Raw genomic sequence first — 25,489 nt, 5'->3', positions numbered from 1 at the left:
CGCCGGCTAGGTCGGGCTTGGTCTGGGGGGCGTCGCCTTCGGCCCCCCCTGGGGCGCGGGCACCGGCGCGCCCACCCCACGAAAAGCCGCGGACGCGTCTGCTCATGTCACGAGCAGACGCGTCCGCGGCTTTTTCGTGGCTGAGCGCGCAGTTCCCCGCGCCCCTGGCGGGGCTGATCACCAGCCCCCTCTTGAAGGGAGAGCCCGCCCCCCTGACGGGGGCGGGCTCTCCGGGCCTCGTGGCGGCACCGCCATGCAGCGCCACGAGGAGTCCGGGTCAGGGGCGGCTAGCCAAAGCGGCCCGAGATGTAGTCCTCCGTCGCCTGGACCGACGGGTTGGAGAAGATGCGTTCCGTCTCGTCGATCTCGATGAGCTTGCCGGGCTGGCCGACCGCCGCGAGGTTGAAGAACGCGGTGCGGTCCGAGACACGGGCCGCCTGCTGCATGTTGTGCGTCACGATGACGATCGTGAACTGCTCCTTCAGCTCGCCGATCAGGTCCTCGATGGCGAGGGTCGAGATCGGGTCGAGCGCCGAGCAGGGCTCGTCCATGAGCAGGACGTCGGGCTCGACCGCGATGGCGCGGGCGATGCACAGCCGCTGCTGCTGGCCGCCGGAGAGGCCGGAGCCGGGCTTGTTCAGGCGGTCCTTGACCTCGTTCCAGAGGTTGGCGCCCTTGAGGGACTTCTCCACGACGTCGTTCAGCTCGGACTTCTTGTACGAGCCGTTGAGCTTCAGGCCCGCCGCCACGTTGTCGAAGATCGACATGGTGGGGAAGGGGTTGGGGCGCTGGAAGACCATGCCGACGGTGCGGCGTACGGCGACCGGGTCGACGTGGGAGCCGTAGAGGTCCTCGTCGTCCAGGAGCACCTTGCCCTCGACGCGGCCGCCGGGGGTGACCTCGTGCATGCGGTTGAGGGTGCGCAGGAAGGTCGACTTGCCGCAGCCGGAGGGGCCGATGAAGGCCGTCACGGAGCGGGGCTCGACGGTCATCGAGATGTCGTCGATCGCCTTGTGGGATCCGTAGTAGGCGGTGAGTCCGCTTACGTCGATGCGCTTGGCCATAACTTGTTCACTACTTCCGGGTCGAGTCGCTGAGGAGCGCGTGAGCGCCATGGCCGCGTCAGCGGCTCGTCTGCGGGGCCTTCCAGCGGGCGATGCCGCGGGCCACGAGGTTCAGGATCATGATGAAGGCGATGAGGACCAGGGCCGCGGCCCAGGCGCGGTCGTACGCCGCCTCGCTGCCGCCGCTGCTCGCGTACTGCTGGTAGATGTAGAGCGGCAGCGACGCCTGGGGCCCGTCGAACGGGTTGGTGTTGATCAGCGGGTTGCCGAAGACCAGGAGCAGCACCGGCGCCGTCTCGCCCGCGATGCGGGCGACCGCGAGCATCACGCCGGTCGTGATGCCGCCGATCGACGTCGGCAGGACGACCTTGAGGATGGTGCGCCACTTCGGGACGCCGAGGGCGAGCGAGGCCTCGCGCAGCTCGTTGGGGACGAGCTTGAGCATCTCCTCGGTGGAGCGGACCACGACCGGGATCATCAGGATGGACAGCGCCATCGAGCCGGCGAAGCCGGAGAAGCCGAAGCCGAGGATCAGGATCCAGAAGCTGAGGATGAACAGGCCCGCGACGATCGACGGGATGCCCGTCATGACGTCGACGAAGAAGGTGACCGCCTTGGCGAGCTTGCCGCGGCCGTACTCCACCAGGTAGATCGCGGTCAGCAGGCCGATCGGCACGGAGATCAGGGTGGCGAGGCCGACCTGCTCCAGGGTGCCGAGGATCGCGTGGTAGATGCCGCCGCCGGGCTGGTAGGCGGTGACGAAGCCCATCGAGTGGGACAGGAAGTACGGGTCGAGGACCTTGATGCCGCGCCTCACGGTCTCGTAGACGAGGGAGGCGAGCGGCAGGACGGCCAGGATGAAGGCGACCCAGACGACGCTGGTCGCCGTGCGGTCCTTGGCCTGGCGCTTGCCCTCGACCTTGGCGGCGATGCCGTAGGTGACGAGGACGAAGAGGAGCGCGGCTATGAGGCCCCACTGGATGCGGCTGCTCAGGCCGGCGGCCAGGCCGATGGCGCAGGCCGCGGCGATCGAGCCGAGGGCGATGGCCCAGGGCGACCAGCGGGGCAGGCGCGCGGCGGAGAGGGAGGCGGCGGGGCGCTTCGCGGGTGCGGGCGCGGGTTGCGTCGCGTTGCTCATGCGTTGGCCCCCGAGTACTCCTTGCGGCGGGCGATGATGAACCGGGCCGCGCCGTTGACCAGCAGGGTGATGACGAAGAGGACGAGGCCGGAGGCGATGAGGGCGTCGCGGCCCTGGTCGTTGGCCTCGGAGAACTTCGCGGCGATGTTCTGCGCGAAGGTGCCGCCGCCCGGGTCGAGCAGGCTGGCGTGGATCAGGAAGTCGGGGGAGAGGACCGTGGCGACGGCCATCGTCTCGCCGAGCGCGCGGCCGAGGCCGAGCATCGAGGCGGAGATGACGCCGGAGCGGCCGAAGGGGATCACCGACATGCGGATGACCTCCCAGCGGGTGGCGCCGAGGGCGAGGGCCGCCTCCTGGTGCATCAGGGGGGCCTGCCGGAAGACCTCGCGGGAGACGTTGGTGATGATCGGCAGGATCATGATCGCGAGCAGGATGCCGACGGTGAGCAGGGTGCGCGGGGCGCCGCCCTGCCAGGAGAAGATGCCGGTCCAGCCGAAGTAGTCGTCGAGCCAGCTGAACAGGCCGGTCATGTGCGGCACCAGGAAGAGGGCGCCCCACAGGCCGTACACGATGGACGGCACGGCGGCGAGCAGGTCGATGACGTAGGCGATGGTGCCGCTGAGCTTCTTCGGCGCGTAGTGCGTCAGGAAGAGCGCGATGCCGACGGCGACGGGGACCGCGATCACCATGGCGATGATCGACGTGACGATCGTGCCGAAGGCGAGGACGGCGATGCCGAAGACGGGCGGGTCGGCGGTGGCGTTCCACTCGAAGGTGGTGAGGAAGTTGCCCTCGTTCTTGGTGAGGACGAGCGAGGCGCGGTAGGTGAGGAAGACCGCGATCGCGGCCATGATCACCAGGAGCAGGATGCCCGAGCCGCGCGAGAGACCGAGGAAGACCCGGTCACCGGGGCGGGTGGCGCCGCGGGCGGCGGCCTTCTGCTGCGCTGGGGTCGGACGGTCGGCGGGCGCGGGTGGCGCGGGTGATTGCGTGGCTATGTCCATCGGGTTTTCTCCGGTCTGCGAAGCCCTTGCCGCGCGTCGTGGTCGCGTACGGGGCTTCTGGCGGCGGTGCACCGGACGGTGCGGGCCACCCGTTGTCGGTGGGGTGGCCCGCACGCGGGTCAGCTCAGGCCGGCGACGGTCTCGCGGACCTTGGTGTTGATCTCCGTGGGGATCGGGGCGTAGCCCAGGTCGGAGAGGGCGGCCTGGCCCTCCTCGGAGGCCGTGTAGCCCAGGAAGGACTTGGTGGCGGCGAGGGTCTCGGGCTTGTTGCCCTTGTCGCAGACGATCTCGTACGTGACCAGGGTGATCGGGTAGGCGCCCTCGGCCTTGGTCGCGTAGTTCAGCTCAAGGGCGAGGTCCTTGCCGGAGCCGATGATCTTGGCGTCGGCGATGGCCTTGGAGGCGTTCTCCGTGGTGGCCTTGACCGGGGAGGCGGCGCCGGTGGCGATGTCGACGGTCTTCACGCCGTCCTTGGCGTAGGACAGCTCGAAGTAGGAGATGGCGCCGTCGGTCTGCTTGACCTGCTGGGCGAGGCCGGAGGAGCCCTGCGCGGACTGGCCGCCCTTGGCCTGCCACGCCTTGCCGCCCTCGTACTTCCAGTCGGCCGGGGCGGTGGCCTTCAGGTACTTGGTGAAGTTGTCCGTGGTGCCGGACTCGTCCGAGCGGTGGTACGCCTGGATCTTGGTGGAGGGCAGCTTCGCGTCGGGGTTGAGCTTCTTGATCGCCGCGTCGTCCCACTTGGTGATCTTCGAGTCGAAGATCTGGGCCAGGGTCTTGGCGTCCAGGACGAGGTTGTCGACGCCCGAGACGTTGTAGGCGACGGCGATCGGGCCGCCGACCATCGGCAGGTCGATGCCCTGGCCGGTCTTGCAGACCTTCTTGGAGGCGGTGATCTCGTCGGGCTTGAGCGCCGAGTCGGAACCGGCGAAGGCGACCTGGCCCTGGTTGAAGGCGGTGACGCCGGCGCCGGAACCGTCGGGCTTGTAGTTGATCTGCACGCCCGAGCAGGCCTGCGCGTAGGCCTGGCGCCAGGCGTCGATCGCGTTGGCCTGGGCGGAGGAGCCGATGCCCAGGAGCTGGCCCTTGGCGTCGTCGCACTTGATGTTGCCGGCCTTGGCGGAGGAGCTGGCGCCGCCGCCGGTGGTGTTGCCGGTGTCGTCGGAGCCGCACGCCGTGAGGGCCAGGGCGCCGGAGACGGCGAGAGCGCCGAGGGAGAGGGCGCGGAGCCGGTTCTTGCGCTGAAGCTTCACCTTCGGATGTTCCTTCCAGGAGCCGCCGGCCTCTTGTCGTCCGTGGCGGCGTGCGAAGTCTGCGTGGTTCTCGGGTTTCTCAGTGCACGGTGAGCGGGTCCCTTGTTGCGGGAACTCACCGTGCACGGCCGAAATTAGGCAGATCAGGTGAAGTGACCGATGGCCGTGAATGAACGGAGGGTGAACCTAAGCGGGCGGTGTGGTTAGGTCACGGAGGGATTACGTCAGGTTGACGTGGAGGGCCGTGAGTAGAGCGTCCACGAGTTTGCGGTCGCGGGGTTCCGTCAGGCGGTGGCGGGCCGCCGCCGGGGGGAGCCATATGACGCGGTCGACCTCGCGGTTCGGGGTGAAGGTGCCGGACGTGGCCTCCGCCGCCCAGTACGCGACCGTCTTGGGGCGGCCCCCGACCACGTAACGGGCGGTGGGCAGCGTGGCCCCCGGGACGCACGTGTGGCCGGTTTCCTCCCGTACCTCGCGCAGCGCGCCGTCGAGTTCGCTCTCGCCGCGCTTCAGCTTGCCCTTCGGGTGCGACCAGTCGTCGTACTTGGGCCGGTGGACGAGGCAGATCTCCAGGCCGTCGTCGAACGGGGAGCGGCGCCACAGGACGCAGCCGGCCGCGCGGATGGGGGTCGTGTCGTCGGCGCGCACGGTCATGGGGTTCCCACCGCCTCGCGGTGCCATGCCTGCCTGAACGCGGTTCTGGCCGCCTCCACCTGATGGCGCTGGTCGGCATGGAGCACACCGAGGGCGTACGCCGTGGCGGGCGCGATGCGCGGGGTGCGGGCGGCCTGCGCGGCGGCGGCCGCGGCCTCGGCGGCGTCGCGGTGGGCGTTCAGGGCGTGCGCGGCCTCGTCGTCGGCGAGGCGGGCGCCGGTCGCGGGCCCGCCGGGGACGACCTCCTGGGCGTAGCGGTGCAGCCGGAGCAGGAGGCGTACGTGGTGCCAGGGCGTGTCCGCGTCCGGGTTGTAGGGGTGCCCGGTCGGGTGGAGGGCGGCGACCGCCTCGGTGAGCCGGGACTCGGCGGCGGTCGCGAGCTTTTTCAGCTCGGTGTCGGCGCCGCGCAGCGGGACCTCGCTGGCGAGGACGGCGACGTTGTCCGCGACCGCGTGGAAGCGGGACGAGCCGAGGGCGCCGAGCGCGGTGCTGTGGGCGCGCGTCTTGGCGAGGGTCAGCTGGCGGTCGAGCAGGGCGGCGGCCTTCGCGGCGCCGAGGGTGAGGGTCTCGCGGGCCGGGGGCACCCCGGTGTCCGCCCGGGCGACCGCGTGCACGACGGGGCGCGCGGTCACGGTGGTGAGCCGGTGCAGCGCGTCGTTCAGCCGTAGCAGGCGGTCCGCGTACGCGTGCTCCTGCGCCAACGTGCCGGACAGCCACGCCAGTTCGGGCCGCAGCGCATCCGACCACTCGGCGTCCAGGAGCGGGCGGAACGTGTGCAGGGTGCCGCTGATCCGGCGGGCGGCGCGGCGCAGGGCGCGGGCCGCGCACGCCGTCTCCCCGGCCGCGCCGCTCTCGCGGTGCTGGCGCAGCGCGCGCAGGAACTCGGTCGCCTGCTCCCGCAGGTAGGAGGCGAGGGCCGAGTCCGCGGTGTCCGCGCTGTCACCGGCGATCGTGGCGGGGGCCGGGACGGAATCAAGGTGTCGCTGTGCCACGCCGGCGCCTCCGGGCGTCAATGAGCATCTCCTGTACGTTGCGCAGGGGCCGCCCCTCCGCGTCGAGCGCGTGCCGGGTCCACTCGCCGTCCGGGCCGAGGTGCCAGGAGGCGGTGGTGTCGGACATGCCCGTCTCGAGGAGCCGGCTGAGGGCCGCCCGGTGGGCCGGGTCCTCGACGCGGACCAGGGCCTCGATGCGGCGGTCGAGGTTGCGGTGCATCATGTCGGCGCTGCCGATCCACACCTCGGGCTCGCCGCCGTTGCCGAACGCGAAGACGCGGGAGTGCTCCAGGAAGCGGCCGAGGACCGAGCGGACCCGGATGTTCTCGGACAGGCCCGTGACGCCGGGGCGCACCGCGCAGATGCCGCGCACCCACACGTCGACGGGGACACCGGCCTGCGACGCGCGGTAGAGCGCGTCGATGACGGCCTCGTCGACCATCGAGTTGACCTTGATGCGGACGTACGCGGGCCGGCCCGCCCGGTGGTGCTGGACCTCCTTCTCGATCCGCGTGACCAGGCCCGTGCGCAGGGACCTGGGCGCGACGAGGAGGCGGCGGTAGGTCTCGCGGCGGGAGTAGCCGGAGAGCCGGTTGAAGAGGTCGGAGAGGTCGGCGCCGACCTCCTGGTTGGCGGTGAGCAGCCCCAGGTCCTCGTAGAGGCGGGCCGTCTTGGGGTGGTAGTTGCCGGTGCCGACGTGGGAGTAGCGGACGAGCTGGTCGCCCTCCTGGCGCACCACGAGCGACAGCTTGCAGTGCGTCTTCAGGCCGACGAGGCCGTAGACGACGTGGCAGCCCGCCTCTTCCAGCTTGCGCGCCCACTTGATGTTGGCCTGCTCGTCGAAGCGGGCCTTGATCTCCACCAGGACGAGGACCTGCTTGCCGGACTCCGCGGCGTCTATCAGCGCGTCCACGATCGGCGAGTCACCGGACGTCCGGTACAGCGTCTGCTTGATCGCGAGTACGTCCGGGTCGTTGGCGGCCTGCTCCAGGAACGCCTGTACGGAGGTGGAGAAGCTGTCGTACGGGTGGTGCAGGAGGACGTCGTGGCTGCGCAGGGCGGCGAATATGTCGGGCGCCGACGACGACTCGACCTCGGCCAGGTCGCGGTGCGTGCCCGCGACGAACTTCGGGTACTTCAGCTCGGGCCGGTCCAGGCCCGCGATCGAGAACAGGCCGGTCAGGTCGAGCGGGCCGGGCAGCGGGTAGACCTCCGCCTCACTGATCTTCAGCTCCCGCACGAGCAGGCTCAGCACCTCGGAGTCGATGGTCTCCTCGACCTCCAGGCGCACCGGAGGGCCGAAGCGGCGCCGCATCAGCTCCTTCTCCAGGGCCTGGAGCAGGTTCTCGGTGTCGTCCTCCTCCACCTCCAGGTCCTCGTTGCGGGTGAGGCGGAACATGTGGTGCTCCTCGACGGTCATGCCGGGGAACAGCTCCGCCAGGTGGCGCGGGGCGGCGATGACGTCCTCGATGGGGACGTAGCGCTGCGGGGACGCCTCCAGGAAGCGGGAGAGCAGCGGCGGGACCTTGACGCGGGCGAAGTGGCGGTGGCCCGAGACGGGGTTCGACACCACGACCGCGAGATTGAGGGAGAGCCCCGAGATGTACGGGAAGGGGTGCGCCGGGTCGACCGCCAAGGGGGTCAGGACCGGGAAGATCTGCTGCATGAACAGGGTGTAGAGGCGGGCCTGTTCCTTTTCGGTCAGCTCGTTCCAGCGCACGACGTGGATGCCCTCGTCGGCCAGGGCCGGGGCGACCTCGTCCTGGTAGCAGGCGGCGTGCCGCGCCATCAGCTCGCGCGAGCGGTTCCAGATCAGCTCCAGGACCTCGCGGGGCTGGAGCCCGGAGGCGGAGCGGGTGGCGACGCCGGTCGCGATGCGGCGCTTGAGCCCCGCCACCCGGACCATGAAGAACTCGTCGAGGTTCGAGGCGAAGATCGCCAGGAAGTTGGCGCGCTCCAACAGCGGGGTGTTCGGGTCCTCGGCGAGTTCGAGGACCCGCTCGTTGAACGCCAGCCAGCTGCGCTCGCGGTCCAGGAAGCGGCCCTGCGGCAGCTCGGCGCCGTTCTCGTCCTGACCGGCGTACTCGTCCTCGTAGTCGTCCGGGTCCGCGTCGATGTCGGCGACGATTCCGGCCAGCTTGGCGGCCGCGCGGTCGTGGTCCGCGCCCGCCACCGGCTGGGGGCGGTGCGCGGCGAGCGAGCCCACGGACGGCTGCGACGGCGCGGCGGTGGTCGGGTCCTGTGCGGCGTTGGACTGGCTCGACTGGCTCATGGCCCCATTCTTCCGCCTCGGGCCCTCCTCGGGCGCGATGTGGAGGCGGCCCAGCGGGGTGGGGCCCGGGGTCTGCGCGGGTTCGGGGGCGGGGCGCTGCATTCCGTGAGCGTGTCAAGGCGTTCTGAATCGCCGGTTACGGTGACATGACGTCCCGGGGGCGGGCACGGCGCGGCCCAGTTTTTGTTCGGGTCGGGATGCAGCGCCGTGGGGGTTGAGCGTTGTTCTCCGGGTGCCGGCCGATGGGTGGTTGCTCGCGCCGTTCCCCGCGCCCCTTACGGGGCGCACGTCATGCGGCGACTCTTCTCTTCAGGATGCGGTAGGTGAGGGCCGTGGCCAGGGCGGCCAGGGCCAGGAGCAGGGCCGTCTCGATGAGTTGCAGCGGCCAGAAGTGGGCGGGCGGGTGGCCCTCCGTGTAGTAGCCGGTGATGTCGTGCTCGGTGAGGCAGGCGCGGTCGTCGACGCACAGGGGGTCGGCGATGTGGGCGCCGGAGCCGGTGAGCGCGCCCTCGTCGACGACCTCGCCGGTGAAGCCGGGGTAGCCCTGCGCGACGGAGCCGGACCGCGTCACGGTCGGCCACAGGTATGGGCGGGCCAGGCCGGCGCACAGGGACAACAGGAGCAGGAGCACGCCGGAGAAGACCGCGGCGGCGCCCGCCCTGCGCTGGAGCACGGCGCCGAGCGCACCGCAGGCGAGGCCCAGGAGAGGCAGCGCGACGACCGTCGTCCCGAGCAGCTCGAAGGAGCCGCCGGTCCACCACTGGTTGTCGCTGAGGGCGGGGGCCGCCGCGGCGACGGCCCGGCGCAGCGCGAGCAGCAGGCCGGTGCCGGCGGTGAGGAACAGCGCGGGCACGGCCAGCTTGGTGGTGAGCCAGCGGGCCGGGGTGACGGACTGCGTCCAGACGAGCTGGGCCGTGCCCCGCTCCAGCTCGCGCCCGAGGAGGACACCGCCCGTGAAGACGGCGACCAGCAGGGGGAGGTAGCTCAGCGACGCGTCGACGGCGGCCAGCGCGGTCCTGTACGTGTCGGCGGTCTGCCCGCCCGGGACGCACGCGGTGACGCGGTCCGCCTTGCAGTGCCCGTTGTACGAGAGTCCGCTCGTGCCCGGCCCCCACAGCCACAGCAGCACGCCCGCCGCCACCACCACGTAACCGGCCCACAGCCACAGGGCGACCTGGTGCAGTCGCAGGACGGTCCAGGTCAGGCCCCGGGGCCTGGGAAGCGCGAGGCTCATGCGGCGGTCTCCTTCGGCTGGGTGCGGCGCAGGACGAGGAACGCGGCCGCGACGGCGAGCACGGTGAGGCCGAGCAGGAGGCCGGTCTCGGTGAGCTGGCGGGGCCAGTAGTCGGGGGAGGGCAGGTAGTGGCGGGTGAAGCCGGTGACATGGTGCCGGGCGAGGCACTTCAGGTCCTCGTAGCAGCCGGGGTCGCTGATCTCCGTGCCGCCGGAGGTGAGCGCCTTGCTGTGGACGGGCAGCTCGGGCTGCTGGTACCGGCCCTGGAACGGCCAGGAGTTGCCCCGCAGGGCGCCGACCAGGTACTGGCCGATCCCGGCGAGGGCGAGCGCGGGCAGCGTACGGCGGACCAGCAGGCCGACGAGGACGCCGAACGCGAGGCCGAACAGGGCGTCGGCGACCGTGGCCGGGCCGATCGAGAAGGCGAAGTCGCGCGGGCCGATCCCGGCGACGAGGAGGTGGCCGCGCGCGTCCCACACCCCTCGGTACAGGACGACGACCAGGGCGGTGCCGACCGTGACGAGCAGCGCGGGCACGGCCAGCTTCGTGGCGAGCCAGCGGGCCGGGGAGACGGACTGCGTCCAGGCGAACCGGGCGGTGCCCGACTCCAGCTCCCGGGCGATCAGCGGGCCCGCGGCGAACACGGCGACGGCGACCGCCGCGATCCGGGTCAGCGACAACGGGTTGTAGAAGACGGCGTCGAAGGAGCCGAGGAGGGGGAGGGAGGAGGACTGGCCGCGAAAGGCGTTGCCCTGCGATCCGCTGTAGCCGAAGGAGTCGAACGCCTTCTGCGCGTCCGACGACCCCGGCCCCCACAGCCAGAGCAGCAGGCCGAGCGTGATCGCGACATAGCCGAGCCACATCCACAGGGCCGTGCGGTGCAGGCGCAGCACCGTGCGGACCAGGCCGCCGGCGCCGGGCAGGGCGCTCCGGGGCTTCCCGGCCCCGGTGCCGGGGCGCTCGATGGTCGACGTGCTCATGCGGACACCGCCGATCCGGTCGTCGTACGGCCCGTGCGGGCGGTGGTGCCCGGCGTGAGCAGCGCCGGGGCGTCGGGCGCCCGGAGGTGGGCCAGGAGCAGCTCCTCGAGCGAGGGCTCCCGCACCTGCCAGGTGTCGTCGAGCGGGCCGTCGCGGCGGATCAGGGCCGTGACGCCGCGCCCCGACGCGCGGGACTCGACGACCGTGTGCCGGGACAGGTCGCCGCGCCCGGTGACCAGGCTGTGCGCGGCCGTCAGGTCGTCGATGCCGCCGCCGAGCCGGATCCGACCGCCGCCCAGGAGCAGCAGGTGGTCGCAGGCGTCGGCCAGCTCGGCGACGATGTGCGAGGACATGAGCACGGTGGTGCCGTGCTCGGCGGCGTCCGCCATGAGCGTGCCCATCAGCTCGTGCCGGGCGAGCGGGTCCAGATCGGCCATCGGCTCGTCCAGGAGCATCAGCTCGGGCCGCTTGCCGAGCGCCAGGGCGAGCGCGACGCGGGTGCGCTGGCCGCCGGAGAGCGAGCGGACGCGGGCCCGGGGGTCGAGGTCGCCCTGTTCGACGACTCTCGCCGCGTAGGCCGCGTCCCAGCGGCCCGGGTTAAGCTCGGCGCCCATGCGCAGGGTGTCCGCGACGGAGAGCTGGGGGTACAGGGGCTTGTCCTGGGAGAGATAGGCCACCTTGGGGCGGGCGGCGCCGGGGACGCCGCCGAGCACCTCGATCCGGCCGGCGCTCTGCCGCAGCAGGCCCGCGGCGATCGAGAGGAGCGTGGACTTGCCCGCCCCGTTCGGTCCGACGAGCGCGCTGATCCGGCCCGTCGGCAGCCGGAACGAGCAGTCGTCGAGGGCGGCCGTGCCGTGCCGCCCGTACCGCTTGACGAGGCCGGTCGCCTCGATGGCCGTGCTCATGGGGTCCCCTTGGTGGTGCTGGTGGTGCTGAAGTGTGCTTCCAACGCGCTGCCGAACAGGGCGGCCACGTCCTCGCGGTCGAGCCCCGCCTCCCGCGCCCGTCTCGCCCAGTCGTCGAGCTCCGCCCGCAGCGGTGAGTCGGCGGGCGCGGACCCGAGGGACCTGCGCACGAAGGTGCCCAGGCCCCGGCGCGCCTCGACCAGCCCCGAACGCTCCAGCTCGCGGTAGGCCTTGAGCACGGTGTTCGGGTTGATGGCCGTCGCCTCCACCACCTCACGGGCGGTGGGCAGCTTGTCGCCGGGTTCGAGCAGGCCGAGGCGCAGGGCCTGCTCGGTCTGGTGGACGATCTGCAGGTAGGTGGCGACGCCGCTGTGGCGGTCGATCCGGAACTCGATCGCGTGCTCGCGCTCGGCCACAGGCGTACCCCCTTTCACTAATCAAGTAGTGAAAGGGTGATGCAAGAGAGGGGGTGGCGTCAAGCGACGCCACCCCCACGGGACAAAGGTGCTGGTCAGGACTCCGTGCGGTACATCAGGTCCGTCTCGTACGTGCTGAACCCGAGCCGCTCGTACACGCTCACCGCCGCCTTGTTGTCGGCGTCGACGTAGAGCATCGCGGTCGGAAGCCCGGCCGCGGCCAGGTGGCGCAGGCCCGTCGTGGTCAGCGCCTTGCCGAGCCCGCCACCCTGCTGCCCCGGGGCGACACCCACCACGTACACCTCGCCGAGCCGCTCCTCGGCGTGCACCTTCGTCCAGTGGAAGCCGACCAGCTCGTCGCCCCGGAACGCGAGGAAGAAGCCCGCCGGGTCGAACCACGGCTCCGCCTTGCGGTCGTCGAGGTCGCGCTGGGTGAGGGAGCCCTGCTCGGGGTGGTGTGCGAAGGCTGCCGCGTTCACCGCCAGCCAGGCCGCGTCGTCCTGCCCCGGCACGAACGTGCGCACGCGGACGCCCGGGGGCAGCACGGGGTCGGGCAGGTCCAGGCCGGTCAGGGGTCGGCGCATCTGCCGCAGCTCGCGGAAGAGGGACAGGCCGAGCACCTGCGCGAGGTGGCGCGCCGCGCCGTGCCCGCCGTGCGCCCACACCCGCAGCCGCTTCCCGGAGGCGGCGAGGAGCGCGGCGCCGAGCGCCCGGCCGTGGCCGCGCCCGCGGAAGCCGGGGTGCACGACCAGCTCGGCGGCCGGCGCCTCGACCGGGTCGGTGTCCTCCAGCTGCGCGTACCCGAGCAGCTCCCCGCCGACGGTGAGCAGGAAGTGGTGCACGCCCTCGCGCTCGCCGCCGCGCAGTTGCAGCCGTCCCTGCTCCGAGACGGCCTGCTGACCGTCGGCGCGGGCGGCGTCGGTCAGCAGCGCGAGCACGGTGGCGGCCTGCGCGTCGGTCAGGGCGGAAAGGGTCTCGATCTGGCGTCCTGGGCGGACCGGATCGCTGGCGGAGGCGGGGTCGGTGGTCATGGGGACGAGGGTACGGCGGAGCCGTGGCCAGGTGGCGGCAACCAGCTCGTAACCAGCGGACCCCTGTTGCGCTACGCGCGTTGACCCTAGGCTTCCCGCTGTCACGCGAGCAGCAGCACTCTTCCGCCCCTGGGGGACGTATGCCCATATTCAGACCAGTTTCCGGAGCGGGGCCCCGCCCGGTCCGCCGTCGCGTCAAGGCGACGCTCGGCGCCGTCGCCACCCTCGCCACGGCGGGCGCGCTGATCGCCGCGCTGCCGGCGAGCGCGGCCCACGACAAGCACGGCGGCCACGGCACGTACGACCGAGGCCGCTACCAGGACGTCCAGCTCCTGTCCTTCAACGACTTCCACGGCAACCTGGAGCCGCCGGCCGGATCGTCGGGCCAGGTCACCGAGAAGCAGGCCGACGGCACGACGAAGCAGGTCGACGCGGGCGGCGTCGAGTACCTGGCCACCTCCCTGCGCACGGCCCGCAAGGGACACCCGTACAGCGTCACGGCCGCCGCCGGTGACCTGATCGGCGCGAGCCCGCTCCTGTCCGGCCTCTTCCACGACGAGCCGACCGTCGAGGCGATGAACAAGCTCGACCTGGACGTCACCGGTGTCGGCAACCACGAGTTCGACGAGGGCGCCACCGAGCTGGCCCGCATCCAGAACGGCGGCTGCCACCCCAAGGACGGCTGCTTCGAGAAGGGCCACACCTTCGAGGGCGCGGACTACCCCTACCTCGCGGCGAACGTCACGGACGAGAAGACCGGCAAGCCGATCCTCAAGCCGTACTGGGTGTGGAAGCACAAGGGCGTGAAGGTCGGCTTCATCGGCGTCACGCTGGAGGGCACGCCGAACATCGTGTCGGCGGAGGGCGTCAAGGGCCTGAAGTTCCACGACGAGATCGAGACCGTCAACAAGTACGCGAAGATCCTCGACAAGCAGGGCGTGAAGTCGATCGTCGCCCTCATCCACGAGGGCGGGGTGCCCGCGTCGTCCTCGTACAACTACGACTGCGACGCGTCCGGCGCGGGCTCCGGCGTCTCCGGCCCGATCGTCGACATCGCCAAGGGCATCACGCCGAAGGTCGACGCGCTCGTCACCGGCCACACGCACAACGCGTACGTGTGCACGATCCCGGACCCGGCGGGCAACCCGCGCCTGGTCACCTCGGCGTCCTCCTACGGCAAGCTCTACACGGACACCGCGCTCACGTACGACCGCCGCACCAAGGACATCGTGCGGACCTCCGTGAGGTCGGCGACGTCGGCCAACCACGTCGTGACCCGCACCCAGCCCAAGGCGCCGGACATGACCGCGTTGATCGGCCGCTGGAACAAGCTCGCCGCGCCCGTCGCGAACCAGGCCGTCGGCTACATCTCCGGCGACATCCCCGGCCGTGGCGCCGGTACGCCCGAGGAGCCGCTCGGCGACCTCATCGCGGACGCGCAGCTCGCCCACGCCAAGACCCTCGACCCCAAGGCGTCCCTCGCCCTGATGAACCCGGGCGGCGTCCGCTCCGACCTCGTCTACAAGGCGAGCGGCGGCGAGGGCGACGGCGTGGTGACGTACGGCGAGGCGTTCACGGTCCAGCCGTTCAGCAACACGGTCAACCTCGCCGACCTCACCGGCGCGCAGCTCATCACGGCGCTCCAGCAGCAGGTCAGCGGCTCGAACGCGGCCTCGCCGAAGATCCTCCAGCCGTCGGCCGGGCTCACGTACACCCTCGACATGACCAAGTCGGGCGCCGCCCGCGTGGTCACCGACTCGATCAGGCTGAACGGCGCGGCGATCGACCCCGCCGCCACCTACCGCGTCGCGATGAACTCCTTCCTCGCGGGCGGCGGCGACGGCTTCGCGGCGCTCGGCCAGGGCAAGAACCCGCTGGTCGGCGCGGACGATCTGAAGGCGTTCAACGACTACCTGACCGCCAACTCCTCGGCCGCGAACCCGATCGCGCCGCCGAAGGCGGACCGGATCACCATCATCAAGTAGCGGACTCGGGGATCTCCGGCGGCGGCGTGGGCGCGCCCGGCAACCGCATCGTGGCGACCGTCCCGCCGCCGTCGGCCGCCGCCAGCGCGACCTCGCCGCCGCTCGCCTCCACGGTCCGCGCCACGATCGACAGACCGAGCCCGGACCCCGGCAGCGCGCGGGCGGTCGGGGAGCGCCAGAACCGGTCGAAGACGTACGGCAGCTCATCGGCGGGGATGCCGGGCCCGTGGTCCCGCACGGTGAGCGTCCCACGCATCAGCCGCACCTCGACCGTGCCCTTCTCCGGGCTGAACTTCACCGCGTTGTCCAGCAGGTTCACGATCGCCCGCTCGAGCGCCGCCGGTTCCGCCCGGACGTACCAGGGGGCCAGCTCGGCGTCGATGGTCAGCTCGGGGCCGCGCAGGCGGGCGCGTTCCACGGCGCTGCGGACGGTCTCGTGCAGGGAGACGACCTTCACGGGGCCGTCGCCCGCGCCCAGCCCCGTCCGCGACAGCTCCTGCAAGTCCCCGATCAGCGCGGCCAGCTCCGTCATCTGCGCCTTCAACGACGCCATCAGCGCTCTGCGGTCGTCCGGGGGGATGGCGCGGCCCGTGTCCTCGCTGCGGGTGAGCAGTTCGATGTTGGTCCGCATCGAGGTCAGGGGCGTGCGCAGTTCGTGACCCGCGTCGGCGATGAGCTGCCGCTGCAGTTCGCGGGAGGAGGCGAGGGAGGCGGTCATCGAGTTGAACGACGCGGACAGCCGGGCGATCTCGTCGTTCCCGTCCACCGGGATGCGGACGGTCAGGTCCTCGGTCCTCGCCACGTGCTCCACGGCGTCGGTGAGCTTGTCCACGGGCCGCAACCCGGCCCGCGCGATCCACAACCCGGCAGCGGTCGCCCCGAGCACCCCGATCCCACCGACCAGGAGGAGGACCCAGGCCAGGGTGGTGAGGGGTTTGGTCACTTCGTGCAGCGGGCTTGCGACGGACAGGGCCAGACGTTCGCCGTCCTGGTCGAACGCCGACAGCGTCACGACGCGCATGTCGGTGCCGTCGGAGGCGGTGGTGGTGTGGGTGCTGGTGGACTGCGTGCCGCGTGCGACCCGCAGGTCGGAGGCTTGCACGGGGATCGAGGCGTCCCCGGGCGATGTGCAGACCTGCCCGTTCGGATAGACGATCTGGACCGTGGGGCCCGGGAAGCCGGGCTGGGCCGGTGACTGAGAGACGCCGCAGTTGCTGACGATGTAGGCCGTCTGGGACCGACCCAGCGAATGCGCCTCATTGGCCAGATTGTTGTCGATCTGGCCGTACAACTGGCCCCGGGTCAGGAACCAGCACGTCACCGCCACCGCCGCAACCGCCGCAGCCACCGCCACCGCCACCAGCAGCGCGAGCCGCGACCGCAACGGCAACCCCCGCACCCTGCGGAGCACCCCGCTCATTCGGCCCCGCCGGACCGCAACACGTACCCCACACCCCGCACCGTGTGGACGAGCCGCGGCTCACCCCCGGCCTCGGTCTTGCGCCGCAGGTACATCACGTACACGTCGAGCGAGTTGGACGACGGCTCGAAGTCGAAGCCCCACACGGCCTTGAGGATCTGCTCCCGCGTGAGGACCTGCCGAGGATGGGCCAGGAACATCTCAAGGAGCGTGAACTCGGTGCGGGTCAGCTCGACGGTCCGCGAACCCCGCGTGACCTCCCGGGTCGCCAGATCCATGCGCAGGTCGGCGAAGGAGAGAACGTCCGAGTCGTCGACACCCCCGACCGCGGCGGCCGCGTACCCGCTGCGCCGCAGCAGCGCCCGCACCCGCGCGAACAGTTCGTCGAGTTCGAACGGTTTGACCAGGTAGTCGTCGGCGCCCGCGTCGAGGCCGGTGACCCGGTCGCCGACGGTGTCGCGGGCGGTGAGCATGAGGATCGGGGTGGTGGACCCGGTGGCGCGCAGGCGGCGCGCGGCGGTGAGGCCGTCCATGCGCGGCATCTGGATGTCGAGGACGACGAGGTCGGGCCGTTGGGTGGCGGCCTTCTCCAGCGCGTCGGCGCCGTCGACGGCGACCTCGGTGGCGTAGCCCTCGAAGGCGAGGGAGCGTTGGAGCGCCTCCCGCACCGCGGGCTCGTCGTCGACGATGAGGATGCGGTGCGGGTCGCGGTCGCCTTCGGCGGGGCTCATGGGCTGCGCTTCCTTCGAGGGTGGGTGCGGACGGGACCGTCTCTCAGCCTCGCACGGCGGCGCGGCGGCCGCGTACGGTGCGGCGCGTCGCCTGCCGGGCGGGGCCTTCCGCGCGGGGCGGTCAGTTGTCGGCGCCTCCGGCGCGCAGCGTGGCGAGGTCGGCCTTGACGGTGTTGATCGGGATGGCGAAGCCGAGGCCCACGCTGCCCGCGCCGGAGGAGTCCCCCGACGCGCCGGAGGAGTCGGAACTGGCGGAGTACATGGCCGAGTTGATGCCGATGACATTGCCGTTCATGTCGATGAGGGCGCCGCCGGAGTTGCCGGGGTTGAGGGACGCGTCGGTCTGGAGCGCCTTGTACGTGGTCGTGGAGGAGCCGGTGTCGCCGTTGAACTCGCGCCCGCCGAACTCGAACGGCCACTGCCCGCTGCCGCCACCCTGCTGTTGCTGCTGGCCCTCGTCGGTGGGGACGGTGACGTCCCGGTCGAGCGCGGAGACGATGCCGCTGGTGACGGTGCCGGTCAGGCCCTCGGGGGAGCCGATGGCGACGACCTGGTCGCCGACCTTGACGCCGGAGGAGTCACCGAGCGTGGCGGCCTTCAGACCGGAGGCGTTCTTCAGCTTGATGAGCGCCAGGTCCTTCTTGCTGTCGGTGCCGACGACCTCGGCGGTGTACGACTTCCCGTCGCTCGTCCGCACCTTGATGGCGGAGGCGCCGGAGATGACGTGGTTGTTGGTGAGGACCTCGCCGCCGCTGGTGAGGACGACCCCCGAACCGGTGGAGGAGCCCGACGAGAGCGAGGCGTTGACCTCGACGATCGACGGGCTGACCGCCGAGGCGACCCCGGAGACGGTGCCCTTCTGGCTGCTCGGCACGACGGTGGTGCTGGTCGAACTGGACGCCGTGGTGTCCGTGCCGCTCAGCTCCTGGAAGGCGTACGCGGTGCCGCCGCCGACCGCGGCCGCCGCGACGGCCACGGCGGCGAGCAGCCCGACCGGTCCGCGCAGCCGCCTGCGCTTCTTCGGAGCGGGGGCCGGGACCTGCCGCGTCTCGGGCCCGTACGTCGCGAACTGAGCGGTCTGCCCCGGCTCGTACGACGGCGGGGGAGGGTAGGCGCTCCCCGAGTACGGGGACTGCTGCGGGGCGGTGCTGTCCTGCTGGTACTCGCCGCTGTGGCGGAAGCTCTCGGTCATGGGACCAGCGTGTGCCCCGTACATGAGAGCCGCCTGAGTGCGCCCTGAGAGTCCCGGCAGAAGCCTGTTTGCCCGAAATAAAGACGGGCCCGTCGGGCTATGCGCAGCCGCAGGACTGGCGTACGACGAGCCGGGACGGGAACAGCTTCAGGCGTTCGCGGCGCGAGCCCGCGACGCGCAGCGAGTCGTCGAGGACCAGGTCCACGGCGGCGCGCGCCATCGCCGAGCGGTCCGAGGCGACCGTGGTCAGCGGCGGGTCGGTGAGCCCCGCCTCCTTCACGTCGTCGAACCCGGCGACGGCCAGCTCGCCCGGCACGTCGATGCGCAGCTCGCGCGCGGCCCGCAGCACTCCGATGGCCTGGTCGTCGGTGGAGCAGAAGATGGCGGGCGGCCGGTCGGGCCCGGCGAGCAGACCGAGCGCCACCTGGTACGCGTCGTACCGGTTGTACGGGGCCTCGAACAGCCGGCCCTCCGTGGGGATGCCCGCCTCCTGCATCGCGCGGCGCCAGCCCTCCACGTGGTCGGAGACCGGGTCGCCGACGGACGGGGTCTCCGCGGTGCCGCCGAGGCACGCCACGTACGCGTTCCCGTGCTCCAGGAGGTGGCGGGTGGCGAGCTGGGCGCCGCCCACGTCATCGGTGACGACGGCGACGTCGTCGATCGACTCGGGCCGCTCGTGCAGCAGTACCACGCGCGCGTCCCACGCCTCTATCTCGGCGGCGGCCAGATCGTTGAAGCCGTGGCTGACGAGGATCAGCCCCGACACCCGCATGCCGAGGAACGCGCGCAGATAGTGGACCTCGCGGTCGCCCACGTAGTCGGAGTTGCCGACGAGGACCATCTTCCCGCGCTCGGACGCCGCCTGTTCCACGGCGTGCGCCATCTCCGCGAAGAACGGCTGGCGCGCGTCCGGCACGATCATGCCTATGAGGTCGGTCCGCCGCGACGCCATGGCCTGGGCGACCCGGTCGGGGCGGTACCCCAGCTCCTTGATCGCGGCGAGCACCCGCTCCCGCGTGGCCGGGGCGACCGGCCGGGGTCCGTTGTTGATCACGTAGGACACGACAGCGGTCGAAGTACCCGCCAGTCGCGCCACGTCGTCCCGAGTCACCTTGGCCACGCGCGGAGTCTACGCGGATGGACCCCGCCGTGGGCAGGGCGTGCGCCCCCTTCTCACGCCTCGGCGGAAACGCCGGCCGACGCGCTCTTGCGCGTGCCCTTCCCCGCCTTGTCGCCGACGCCCGCCGCAGCCCTCTCCCCGGCCTTCTCCTCAGCCTTCCCCTCGGCCTTCTTCTCCGGTTTCTCCGGGGTGACGAAGCGGTAGCCGACGTTGCGCACGGTGCCGATCAGCGACTCGTGCTCGGGGCCGAGCTTGGCGCGCAGGCGCCGTACGTGCACGTCGACGGTGCGGGTGCCGCCGAAGTAGTCGTAGCCCCACACCTCCTGGAGCAACTGCGCGCGCGTGAAGACCCGGCCGGGGTGCTGCGCCAGGTACTTCAGGAGCTCGAACTCCTTGAAGGTCAGATCCAGGACGCGGCCCTTGAGCTTCGCGCTGTACGTCGCCTCGTCCACGGAGAGGTCGCCGTTGCGGATCTCCATGGGGGAGTCGTCGGCGACGATCTGCTGGCGGCCCATCGCGAGCCGCAGCCGCGCCTCGACCTCGGCGGGGCCCGCCGTGTCCAGGAGCACGTCGTCGATGCCCCAGTCGGCGGTGACGGCGGCGAGGCCGCCCTCCGTCACGACGAGGACCAGCGGACAGCCCGGGCCCGTGGAGCGCAGGAGCTGACAGAGGCTGCGGACCTGCGGGAGGTCGCGGCGGCCGTCGATGAGGATGACGTCGGCACCCGGGGTGTCGACCAGTGCGGGGCCCTCGGCGGGGGCGACCCGCACGGAGTGCAGCAGCAGGCCGAGCGCGGGGAGCACCTCCGTCGACGGCTGGAGGGCGTTGGTGAGGAGCAGCAGAGAGCTCATCGCGCCCCACCTACCCGGGTCGTCATACGTTCGTGCACGGTTCGCTGGCCCATAACGTCTGGTTCCTCCTCGGTCCCTGCGAGGACGTTGCGGCACTGCTTCGTGGTACTTCTTCGCGGTACTTCGTGGTGGTGCTTGCCTGTGCTCCTGAAAGCACAAAAGGACCCGGGGGCTGCGTTGCCCGAGTCCTCTCCACAGCACAATAGCCCACATGACTTGGGGTCCGGCAGATGAAGAGAGCGGATCTTCCGTGCGACCGATCACTGAACGGACACGGCGCGTAATGCTGCGGACACCTGACGGGGTCGCCATCGACGCGGCGTACGAGCCCGGTCCGGCGCCCGGCGAGGACCCCGTGATCGTGCTCGCGCACGGCTTCACGGGCGATCTGGAACGGCCGCACGTCCGGCGCGCCGCGGCGGTGTTCGCCCAGCGTGCGGCCGTGATCACGTTCTCGTTCCGGGGTCACGGCCGCTCGGGCGGACGCTCGACCGTGGGCGACCGGGAGGTCCTCGACCTGGCCGCGGTCGTGGAGTGGGCACGCTCGCTCGGCCACGCGCGCGTGGTGACGGTCGGCTTCTCGATGGGCGGTTCCGTCGTTCTGCGGCACGCCGCGTCGCACAGGGGGCGCACAGAAGCGCGCACGGACGCGGTCGTCGCGGTCAGCGCCCCCGCCCGCTGGTTCTACCGGGGGACGGCCCCGATGCGGCGGCTGCACTGGGTGGTGACCCGGCCCACGGGCCGCGTGGTCGGCAGGCTCGGCCTGCGCACCCGTATCCACCCCTACGACTGGGACCCCGTCCCCCTCTCCCCGGTCGAGTCGGTGCCGCTGATCGCGCCGACGCCGCTGCTCGTCGTGCACGGCGACCGCGACCCGTACTTCCCCGTCGACCACCCCCGGATGCTCGCCGAGGCGGCCGGGGGCGGCGCCGAGCTCTGGCTGGAACCCGGCATGGGCCACGCCGAGCACGCGGCGAGCGACGCCCTGCTCGACCGGATCGGCGCGTGGGCCGTCGCCGCGGGTGCCGCACAATAGGACGCCGACCGCAACGAGGAGAGGAGCCGCCCCCATGGCTCAGGGCACGATCCGCTACTGGGCGGCGGCCAAAGCGGCCGCCGGCGTCGCCGAGGAACCGTACGACGCGGAGACCCTGGCCGCGGCCCTGGACGCGGCCCGCGCGCGGCACCCCGGCGATCTCGTACGGGTCCTGCGGCGCTCCTCGTTCCTGATCGACGGGGATCCCGTGGGGACCCGCGAGCATGAGACGGTACGGCTGGCCGAGGGCGGCACGGTCGAGGTGCTCCCGCCGTTCGCAGGAGGGTGACACCCGATGACCAACGATCAGCAGTACCCGCAGCCGGGCTACGAGGACGAGGGCCCCCAAACCCAACAATGGCAAGCCCAGACATGGGACACCCAACTACAGCCCCCGGTCCGGCCCCAGCCCCCTCAACAGCATGTGCCGCAGCAGCAGCCTTATGGGGAGCAGGGGGCTCAGGGGGGCCGGCAGGCTTACGGGGGGCAGGAGTCTCGCGGAGGCCAGCAGGTGTACGGGGAGCAGCAGTCGTACGGGGGGCGACAGGCTCGCGGGGGCCAGCAGGCGTACGGAGGCCAGCAGGCTGGCGGGGGTCAGCAGGCGTACGGGGGGCGGCAGGTTCGCGGGGGCCAGCAGGCGTACGGAAGCCAGCAGGCTGGCGGGGGTCGGCAGGCGTACGGGGATGGGCAGGCATACGGAGGCCAGCAGCCTCACGGGAGCCCGCAGCCCTACGCAGGCCAGCAGCCGTACGGGGATGAGCAGGGCCAGCAGTCTTACGCGGGCCAGCAGGCTCGCGGAGTTCAGCAGCCGCGCGGCGGCCAGCGGCCCTACGACGGCCAGCAATCACACGGTGGCCCGCAACCCCATGCGGCTCAGCAGTCCTACGGGGTTCAGCAGTCTGGCGCCGGCCAACAGCCATATGGGGACCCGCAGTCTCACGGAGGCGCGCAGCCGCAGGGCGGGCAGCAGTCGTACGGGGGCCAGCAGCCCTCCGACGGGCAGCAGTCCTACGGGGCTCAGCAGTCTCACGGCGGGCCGCAGTCCGACAGCGGCCAGCGGCCCTCCGGCGGGCAGCAATCTCGTGGCGGTCAGCAGCCCTACGGGGCTCAGCCGTCGCATGGTGGGCCGCAGCCCCAGGGCGGGCAGCAGTCCTACGGGGGCCAACAGTCCCACGGCGGGCAGCAGCCCCACAGTCCGCAACCCTCCGGCGGACAGCAATCTGGCGGCGGTCAGCAGCCCTACGGGACTCAGCCGTCGCACGGTGGGCCGCAGCCCCAGGGTGGGCAGCGGACTTACGGGGACCAGCAGCCTTCCGGCGGGCAGCAGTCTCGTGGCGCTCAGCAGTCGTACGGGGGCCAGCAGTCCCCCGGCGGGCAGCAGTCTTACGGAGGCGCGCAGGTCCAGGGCGTGCTGCCGTCTTACGGGGGCCAGCAGCCCCACAGCGCTCAGCAGTCCCACGGGGGCCAAGAGGTGTACGGGGCCCCGCAGGATCACGGGGGCCCGTCGTCCTACGGCGGCCAGCCGTCTGGCGGGGGGCAGCAGTCCTACGAGGCGCAGTCGTCTCGCGGCGGGCAGCAGTCCCACGGGGAGCAGCAGGTGTTCGGGGAGCAGCAGGCGGAGTGGGGTGGGGATGGGGTGGCCGGCGGTTCTTCTGAGGGGGCCGGTGAGCCGGGGTATGGGCCGGCCACTGTCACCGGTAATGCCCGTGTCACCGACGCTCAGCGCGCCCGCGCCGAGGGGCGGTCGCCGATCATCGAGCCCGGTATACAGCCCGCCGCGCTGACGGCCGCGCTCGGCGTGCTCCTCGCGGGCGGCGCCCTCATCGGCTCGTACGGGCTGCTCGTGCCGTTGCTGCTGCTCCAGGCGGTCACGGCCGCAGGTTGGTTCCGGCTCAACGGCATGTGGCCCGCCCGCCAGGGCATCGCCCTCGCCTTCCTCGGCGGGGTCGTCGCCGACGTCGCCCTGCTCGCGGCCGGGCGGGAGCACGGGCCCGCCGCGATCCTCGGCACCCTCGGGGTCTGGGTGCTGCTCACCCTCGTCCTCCAGCTCCGTTCGCACGCGTCGCCGGACGAGCGCATGTACGGGCTGATGGCGACCGTCACCTCGGCGGCGCTGGCCATCATCGCCACGGGGTTCCTCGCGGCGGAGCCGGACGCGGTCGTCGTCGGGGCGGCCGCCGTGGCCGTCGCGATGGTGGCCCGCGCGCTGCCGTTGTCGACGCCCGCGTCCGTGGTGGTCGCGCTGCTCGCGGCCGCCGGGGCGGGGATCGCCGCCGGCGGTGTGACGGACCTGGGCACGGGCGGGGCCCTGCTGGGGCTCGGCGCGGGTGTCTGCGCGCTGATCGGCCACCGGGTCGCCTCGTACGACTACCCGTCCCGTTTCGTCCACATGACGGCGGGCGTGGCGCTCCCCTTGGCCGCGGCGTCCCCGGCCATCTACCTGCTGGGCCGCGCGTTGATCTGACCGTCCCCCCCCGCGTCCCCGTCGGAGCTGCGGCGAAGCCGCCTGCTCCAGGGGCGCGGGGAACCGCGCGCTCAGCCACGACGAACCCCGCGTCCGCAGACCCCGCGGTGATCGACAACTCCGCTACAACCCCGCCCGGTCCCGCCGGAGGCCCCCGCGGCAACGTACCCTCGGCCCCGAGATCCACCCCGGCCGGGGAAGACCAGGCGCCGGGTACGTACACACGGCAAATGGGGGGACCCCGATGCGCGCACTGCGAATACTGTTGATCTTCGTCGTCATCGTGGGCGGCCTCTTCGTGATCGCCGACCGCGTCGCGGTGAACTTCGCCGAGGACAAGGCCGCCGACAGGATCCGCACGAGCGAGGGCCTGGCCGACACCCCTGATGTGAGCATCAAGGGCTTCCCGTTCCTCACGCAGGTGGTGGGCGGCACCTTGGACGACGTGGAGATCGGCATCAAGGACTACGACGCGAAGAGCGGCAGCGGCAGCATCCGCATCGCGGACCTGGACGCCGAGATGCACGGCGTGGAGTTCGACAGCAGCTACAGCTCGGCGACGGCCGACACGGCGACGGGCACCGCCCGGATCTCCTACGACGAGCTCCTGAAGGCCGTGAAGAAGGGGGACGTCGCCCAGGTGGCACCCGGTGTCACCGCCCAGATCGACGGTCTCTCGTACGGCGGCGGCGACAAGATCAAGGTGGCGGTGTCGGTGAAGACGCCGGTGGGCACGTTGCACCCGACGGTGCTGAGCGCCGTGAAGGTGACCGACGGCAAGGTCTCGGCGCGCGCCGACAGCCTGCCGAAGATCGGCGCGTTCGATCTGGCGGAGGGCCGGGTGCGGGCGGTCACCGACTTCCAGCAGGCGATCGACGAGCTGCCCGCGGGGATCGAACTGGACAACGTCCAGGCGGTGAAGGACGGCGTGGAGATCACGGTGAAGGGTTCGAACCTGAAGCTCGTCGGGTAGGGACGAACAGAACCGAACGACGGCGGGACCGAGTCCGAAGCCGACAAGACGGCAACGGCACTCGCCCCGCTGAGGGACGGCGTGGCGCTCGCCCCGCTGAGCGGCGGCGCGGCATCCGCCCCGCACTGCGGGACGGCGCGTGGTCCGGCCCCCTGCGGGACGGCGCGGCACCCGCCCTGCTGAGGGACGGCGCGGCACTCGCCCCGCTGAGCGGCGGCGCGGCATCCGCCCCGCACTGCGGGACGGCGCGTGGTCCGGCCCCCTGCGGGACGGCGCGGCACCCGCCCCGCTGCGGGGCGGCGTGGCATCCGCCCTGCTGCGGGGCGGCGTGGCATCCGCCCCGCTGCGGGGCGGCGTGGCATCCGCCCTGCTGCGGGGCGGCGCGGCATCCGCCCCGCTACGGGACGGCGCGGCACCCGCCCCGCACCGCGAGACGGCACGCCGCCCGCCCCCCTGCCGGACGGCGCGGCACCCGCCCCGCACTCAGACGGCGCGGCCCCGTCCGCACTGCGAGACGGCGACGTCCGTTCCGCAGAAGGCCGGGCCCTTCCGGCGCCTCGGCCGCCGCCCCGCGACCCGCCGGATCCCCCTCACGTCCCGCCATCCGGACGATTGCGTCTCAGCATGCGACATGGCGGTGACACGATGCCCGATGCGTCCTTACGATCGGACGCATGAAGCGACAGGCGGACCTCACGAAGCGGCGGGCAGTAGACCTGTGCCGCGTCGCCGCCATGCTCTGTCGCACTGTCTGAGCGGGACACCCGGCCACACACG

The 25,489-nt window shown here is 72.1% G+C and carries 25 protein-coding genes; 6 read left to right on the top strand and 19 right to left on the bottom strand.

The features are described 5' to 3' along the window. Positions 1-287 precede the first annotated feature (287 nt). The 12 genes from pstB to mshD all read right to left on the bottom strand — a co-directional run bounded on the left by pstB (position 288) and on the right by mshD (position 12,940). Positions 288-1,064, bottom strand: a complete 777-nt coding sequence (gene pstB / locus ABZ877_RS26960; protein ID WP_361075583.1) for a phosphate ABC transporter ATP-binding protein PstB — start codon at positions 1,062-1,064, stop codon at positions 288-290. Positions 1,065-1,122: 58 nt separating this feature from the next. Beyond that, entirely contained in the window at positions 1,123-2,202 is a 1,080-nt protein-coding gene (gene pstA / locus ABZ877_RS26955; RefSeq protein WP_361075580.1) for a phosphate ABC transporter permease PstA, read from the bottom strand. Beyond that, positions 2,199-3,206: a phosphate ABC transporter permease subunit PstC gene (gene pstC / locus ABZ877_RS26950; RefSeq protein ID WP_361075577.1), complete on the bottom strand. Its 1,008-nt coding sequence runs from the start codon at positions 3,204-3,206 to the stop codon at positions 2,199-2,201. The genes pstA and pstC overlap by 4 nt, the downstream gene beginning before the upstream one ends. 119 nt (positions 3,207-3,325) lie before the next feature. After that, positions 3,326-4,456, bottom strand: a complete 1,131-nt coding sequence (pstS, locus tag ABZ877_RS26945; protein WP_361075573.1) for a phosphate ABC transporter substrate-binding protein PstS — start codon at positions 4,454-4,456, stop codon at positions 3,326-3,328. A gap of 219 nt (positions 4,457-4,675) precedes the next feature. Further along, positions 4,676-5,110, bottom strand: a complete 435-nt coding sequence (locus ABZ877_RS26940; protein WP_361075571.1) for an NUDIX hydrolase — start codon at positions 5,108-5,110, stop codon at positions 4,676-4,678. Continuing rightward, the gene (locus ABZ877_RS26935) at positions 5,107-6,060 is read right to left on the bottom strand and encodes a CHAD domain-containing protein (RefSeq protein ID WP_361075613.1); all 954 of its coding nucleotides are present in this window, start codon (positions 6,058-6,060) and stop codon (positions 5,107-5,109) included. Before ABZ877_RS26935 ends, ABZ877_RS26940 begins: the two co-directional genes overlap by 4 nt. A gap of 22 nt (positions 6,061-6,082) precedes the next feature. Continuing rightward, entirely contained in the window at positions 6,083-8,374 is a 2,292-nt protein-coding gene (locus ABZ877_RS26930) for an RNA degradosome polyphosphate kinase (RefSeq protein ID WP_361075611.1), read from the bottom strand. A 289-nt stretch (positions 8,375-8,663) separates the two neighbouring features. Further along, on the bottom strand, positions 8,664-9,608 hold the full coding sequence (locus ABZ877_RS26925) for a hypothetical protein (protein ID WP_361075568.1): 945 nt from the start codon (positions 9,606-9,608) through the stop codon (positions 8,664-8,666). Then, positions 9,605-10,588 (bottom strand): hypothetical protein, encoded by a 984-nt coding sequence (locus tag ABZ877_RS26920; RefSeq protein ID WP_361075565.1) that lies wholly within the window; start codon positions 10,586-10,588, stop codon positions 9,605-9,607. Before ABZ877_RS26920 ends, ABZ877_RS26925 begins: the two co-directional genes overlap by 4 nt. Beyond that, positions 10,585-11,493 (bottom strand): ABC transporter ATP-binding protein, encoded by a 909-nt coding sequence (locus ABZ877_RS26915; protein ID WP_361075562.1) that lies wholly within the window; start codon positions 11,491-11,493, stop codon positions 10,585-10,587. Before ABZ877_RS26915 ends, ABZ877_RS26920 begins: the two co-directional genes overlap by 4 nt. Further along, entirely contained in the window at positions 11,490-11,909 is a 420-nt protein-coding gene (locus ABZ877_RS26910; protein ID WP_361075559.1) for a GntR family transcriptional regulator, read from the bottom strand. Before ABZ877_RS26910 ends, ABZ877_RS26915 begins: the two co-directional genes overlap by 4 nt. Positions 11,910-12,004: 95 nt before the next feature. Beyond that, complete coding sequence (gene mshD / locus ABZ877_RS26905) at positions 12,005-12,940, bottom strand: mycothiol synthase (RefSeq protein WP_361075556.1); 936 nt, start codon at positions 12,938-12,940, stop codon at positions 12,005-12,007. A 140-nt stretch (positions 12,941-13,080) separates the two neighbouring features. Here mshD and ABZ877_RS26900 point away from each other — a divergent pair, with 140 nt between their 5' ends. Next, positions 13,081-14,925 carry a bifunctional metallophosphatase/5'-nucleotidase gene (locus ABZ877_RS26900; RefSeq protein ID WP_361075554.1) on the top strand — a complete coding sequence of 615 codons (1,845 nt, stop codon included), beginning with the start codon at positions 13,081-13,083 and terminating at the stop codon, positions 14,923-14,925. Here ABZ877_RS26900 and ABZ877_RS26895 read toward each other — a convergent pair. From ABZ877_RS26895 to ABZ877_RS26875, 5 genes are all read right to left on the bottom strand, one after another. Then, entirely contained in the window at positions 14,918-16,345 is a 1,428-nt protein-coding gene (locus ABZ877_RS26895; protein WP_361075552.1) for a HAMP domain-containing sensor histidine kinase, read from the bottom strand. The two genes, ABZ877_RS26900 and ABZ877_RS26895, sit on opposite strands and share 8 nt — an antisense overlap. Next, positions 16,342-17,076: a response regulator transcription factor gene (locus ABZ877_RS26890; RefSeq protein WP_361075549.1), complete on the bottom strand. Its 735-nt coding sequence runs from the start codon at positions 17,074-17,076 to the stop codon at positions 16,342-16,344. Before ABZ877_RS26890 ends, ABZ877_RS26895 begins: the two co-directional genes overlap by 4 nt. A 121-nt stretch (positions 17,077-17,197) precedes the next feature. Continuing rightward, entirely contained in the window at positions 17,198-18,268 is a 1,071-nt protein-coding gene (locus tag ABZ877_RS26885; RefSeq protein ID WP_361075547.1) for a trypsin-like peptidase domain-containing protein, read from the bottom strand. A gap of 97 nt (positions 18,269-18,365) precedes the next feature. Then, positions 18,366-19,388, bottom strand: coding sequence for a LacI family DNA-binding transcriptional regulator (locus ABZ877_RS26880; RefSeq protein ID WP_361075545.1), 1,023 nt, complete (start codon positions 19,386-19,388; stop codon positions 18,366-18,368). A 53-nt stretch (positions 19,389-19,441) separates the two neighbouring features. Then, on the bottom strand, positions 19,442-20,239 hold the full coding sequence (locus ABZ877_RS26875; protein WP_361075543.1) for a response regulator transcription factor: 798 nt from the start codon (positions 20,237-20,239) through the stop codon (positions 19,442-19,444). Between the two features lie 283 nt (positions 20,240-20,522). Between ABZ877_RS26875 and ABZ877_RS26870 the strand changes: the two genes are divergently transcribed. Continuing rightward, the gene (locus tag ABZ877_RS26870; protein ID WP_361075541.1) at positions 20,523-21,275 is read left to right on the top strand and encodes an alpha/beta fold hydrolase; all 753 of its coding nucleotides are present in this window, start codon (positions 20,523-20,525) and stop codon (positions 21,273-21,275) included. 34 nt (positions 21,276-21,309) lie between these two features. Next, on the top strand, positions 21,310-21,564 hold the full coding sequence (locus ABZ877_RS26865) for a MoaD/ThiS family protein (protein WP_361075539.1): 255 nt from the start codon (positions 21,310-21,312) through the stop codon (positions 21,562-21,564). 96 nt (positions 21,565-21,660) lie between these two features. Here ABZ877_RS26865 and ABZ877_RS26860 read toward each other — a convergent pair whose 3' ends face one another. After that, positions 21,661-22,119: a hypothetical protein gene (locus ABZ877_RS26860; RefSeq protein ID WP_361075537.1), complete on the bottom strand. Its 459-nt coding sequence runs from the start codon at positions 22,117-22,119 to the stop codon at positions 21,661-21,663. Beyond that, the gene (locus tag ABZ877_RS26855) at positions 22,120-22,734 is read right to left on the bottom strand and encodes a hypothetical protein (protein ID WP_361075616.1); all 615 of its coding nucleotides are present in this window, start codon (positions 22,732-22,734) and stop codon (positions 22,120-22,122) included. Between ABZ877_RS26855 and ABZ877_RS26850 the strand changes: the two genes are divergently transcribed. From ABZ877_RS26850 to ABZ877_RS26840, 3 genes are all read left to right on the top strand, one after another. Next, positions 22,684-23,739 carry a hypothetical protein gene (locus ABZ877_RS26850; RefSeq protein ID WP_361075535.1) on the top strand — a complete coding sequence of 352 codons (1,056 nt, stop codon included), beginning with the start codon at positions 22,684-22,686 and terminating at the stop codon, positions 23,737-23,739. The two genes, ABZ877_RS26855 and ABZ877_RS26850, sit on opposite strands and share 51 nt — an antisense overlap. 244 nt (positions 23,740-23,983) lie before the next feature. Next, positions 23,984-24,712 carry a DUF2993 domain-containing protein gene (locus tag ABZ877_RS26845; RefSeq protein WP_361075533.1) on the top strand — a complete coding sequence of 243 codons (729 nt, stop codon included), beginning with the start codon at positions 23,984-23,986 and terminating at the stop codon, positions 24,710-24,712. Between the two features lie 674 nt (positions 24,713-25,386). Further along, a complete protein-coding gene (locus ABZ877_RS26840) occupies positions 25,387-25,467 on the top strand; it encodes a putative leader peptide (RefSeq protein WP_350203226.1) in 81 nt (26 codons plus the stop codon). Positions 25,468-25,489 lie beyond the last annotated feature (22 nt).

The organism is Streptomyces sp. NPDC046939 (genome assembly GCF_040644575.1).
Lineage (GTDB): Bacteria > Actinomycetota > Actinomycetes > Streptomycetales > Streptomycetaceae > Streptomyces.
This window is presented reverse-complemented; position numbering and strand designations above follow the sequence as displayed.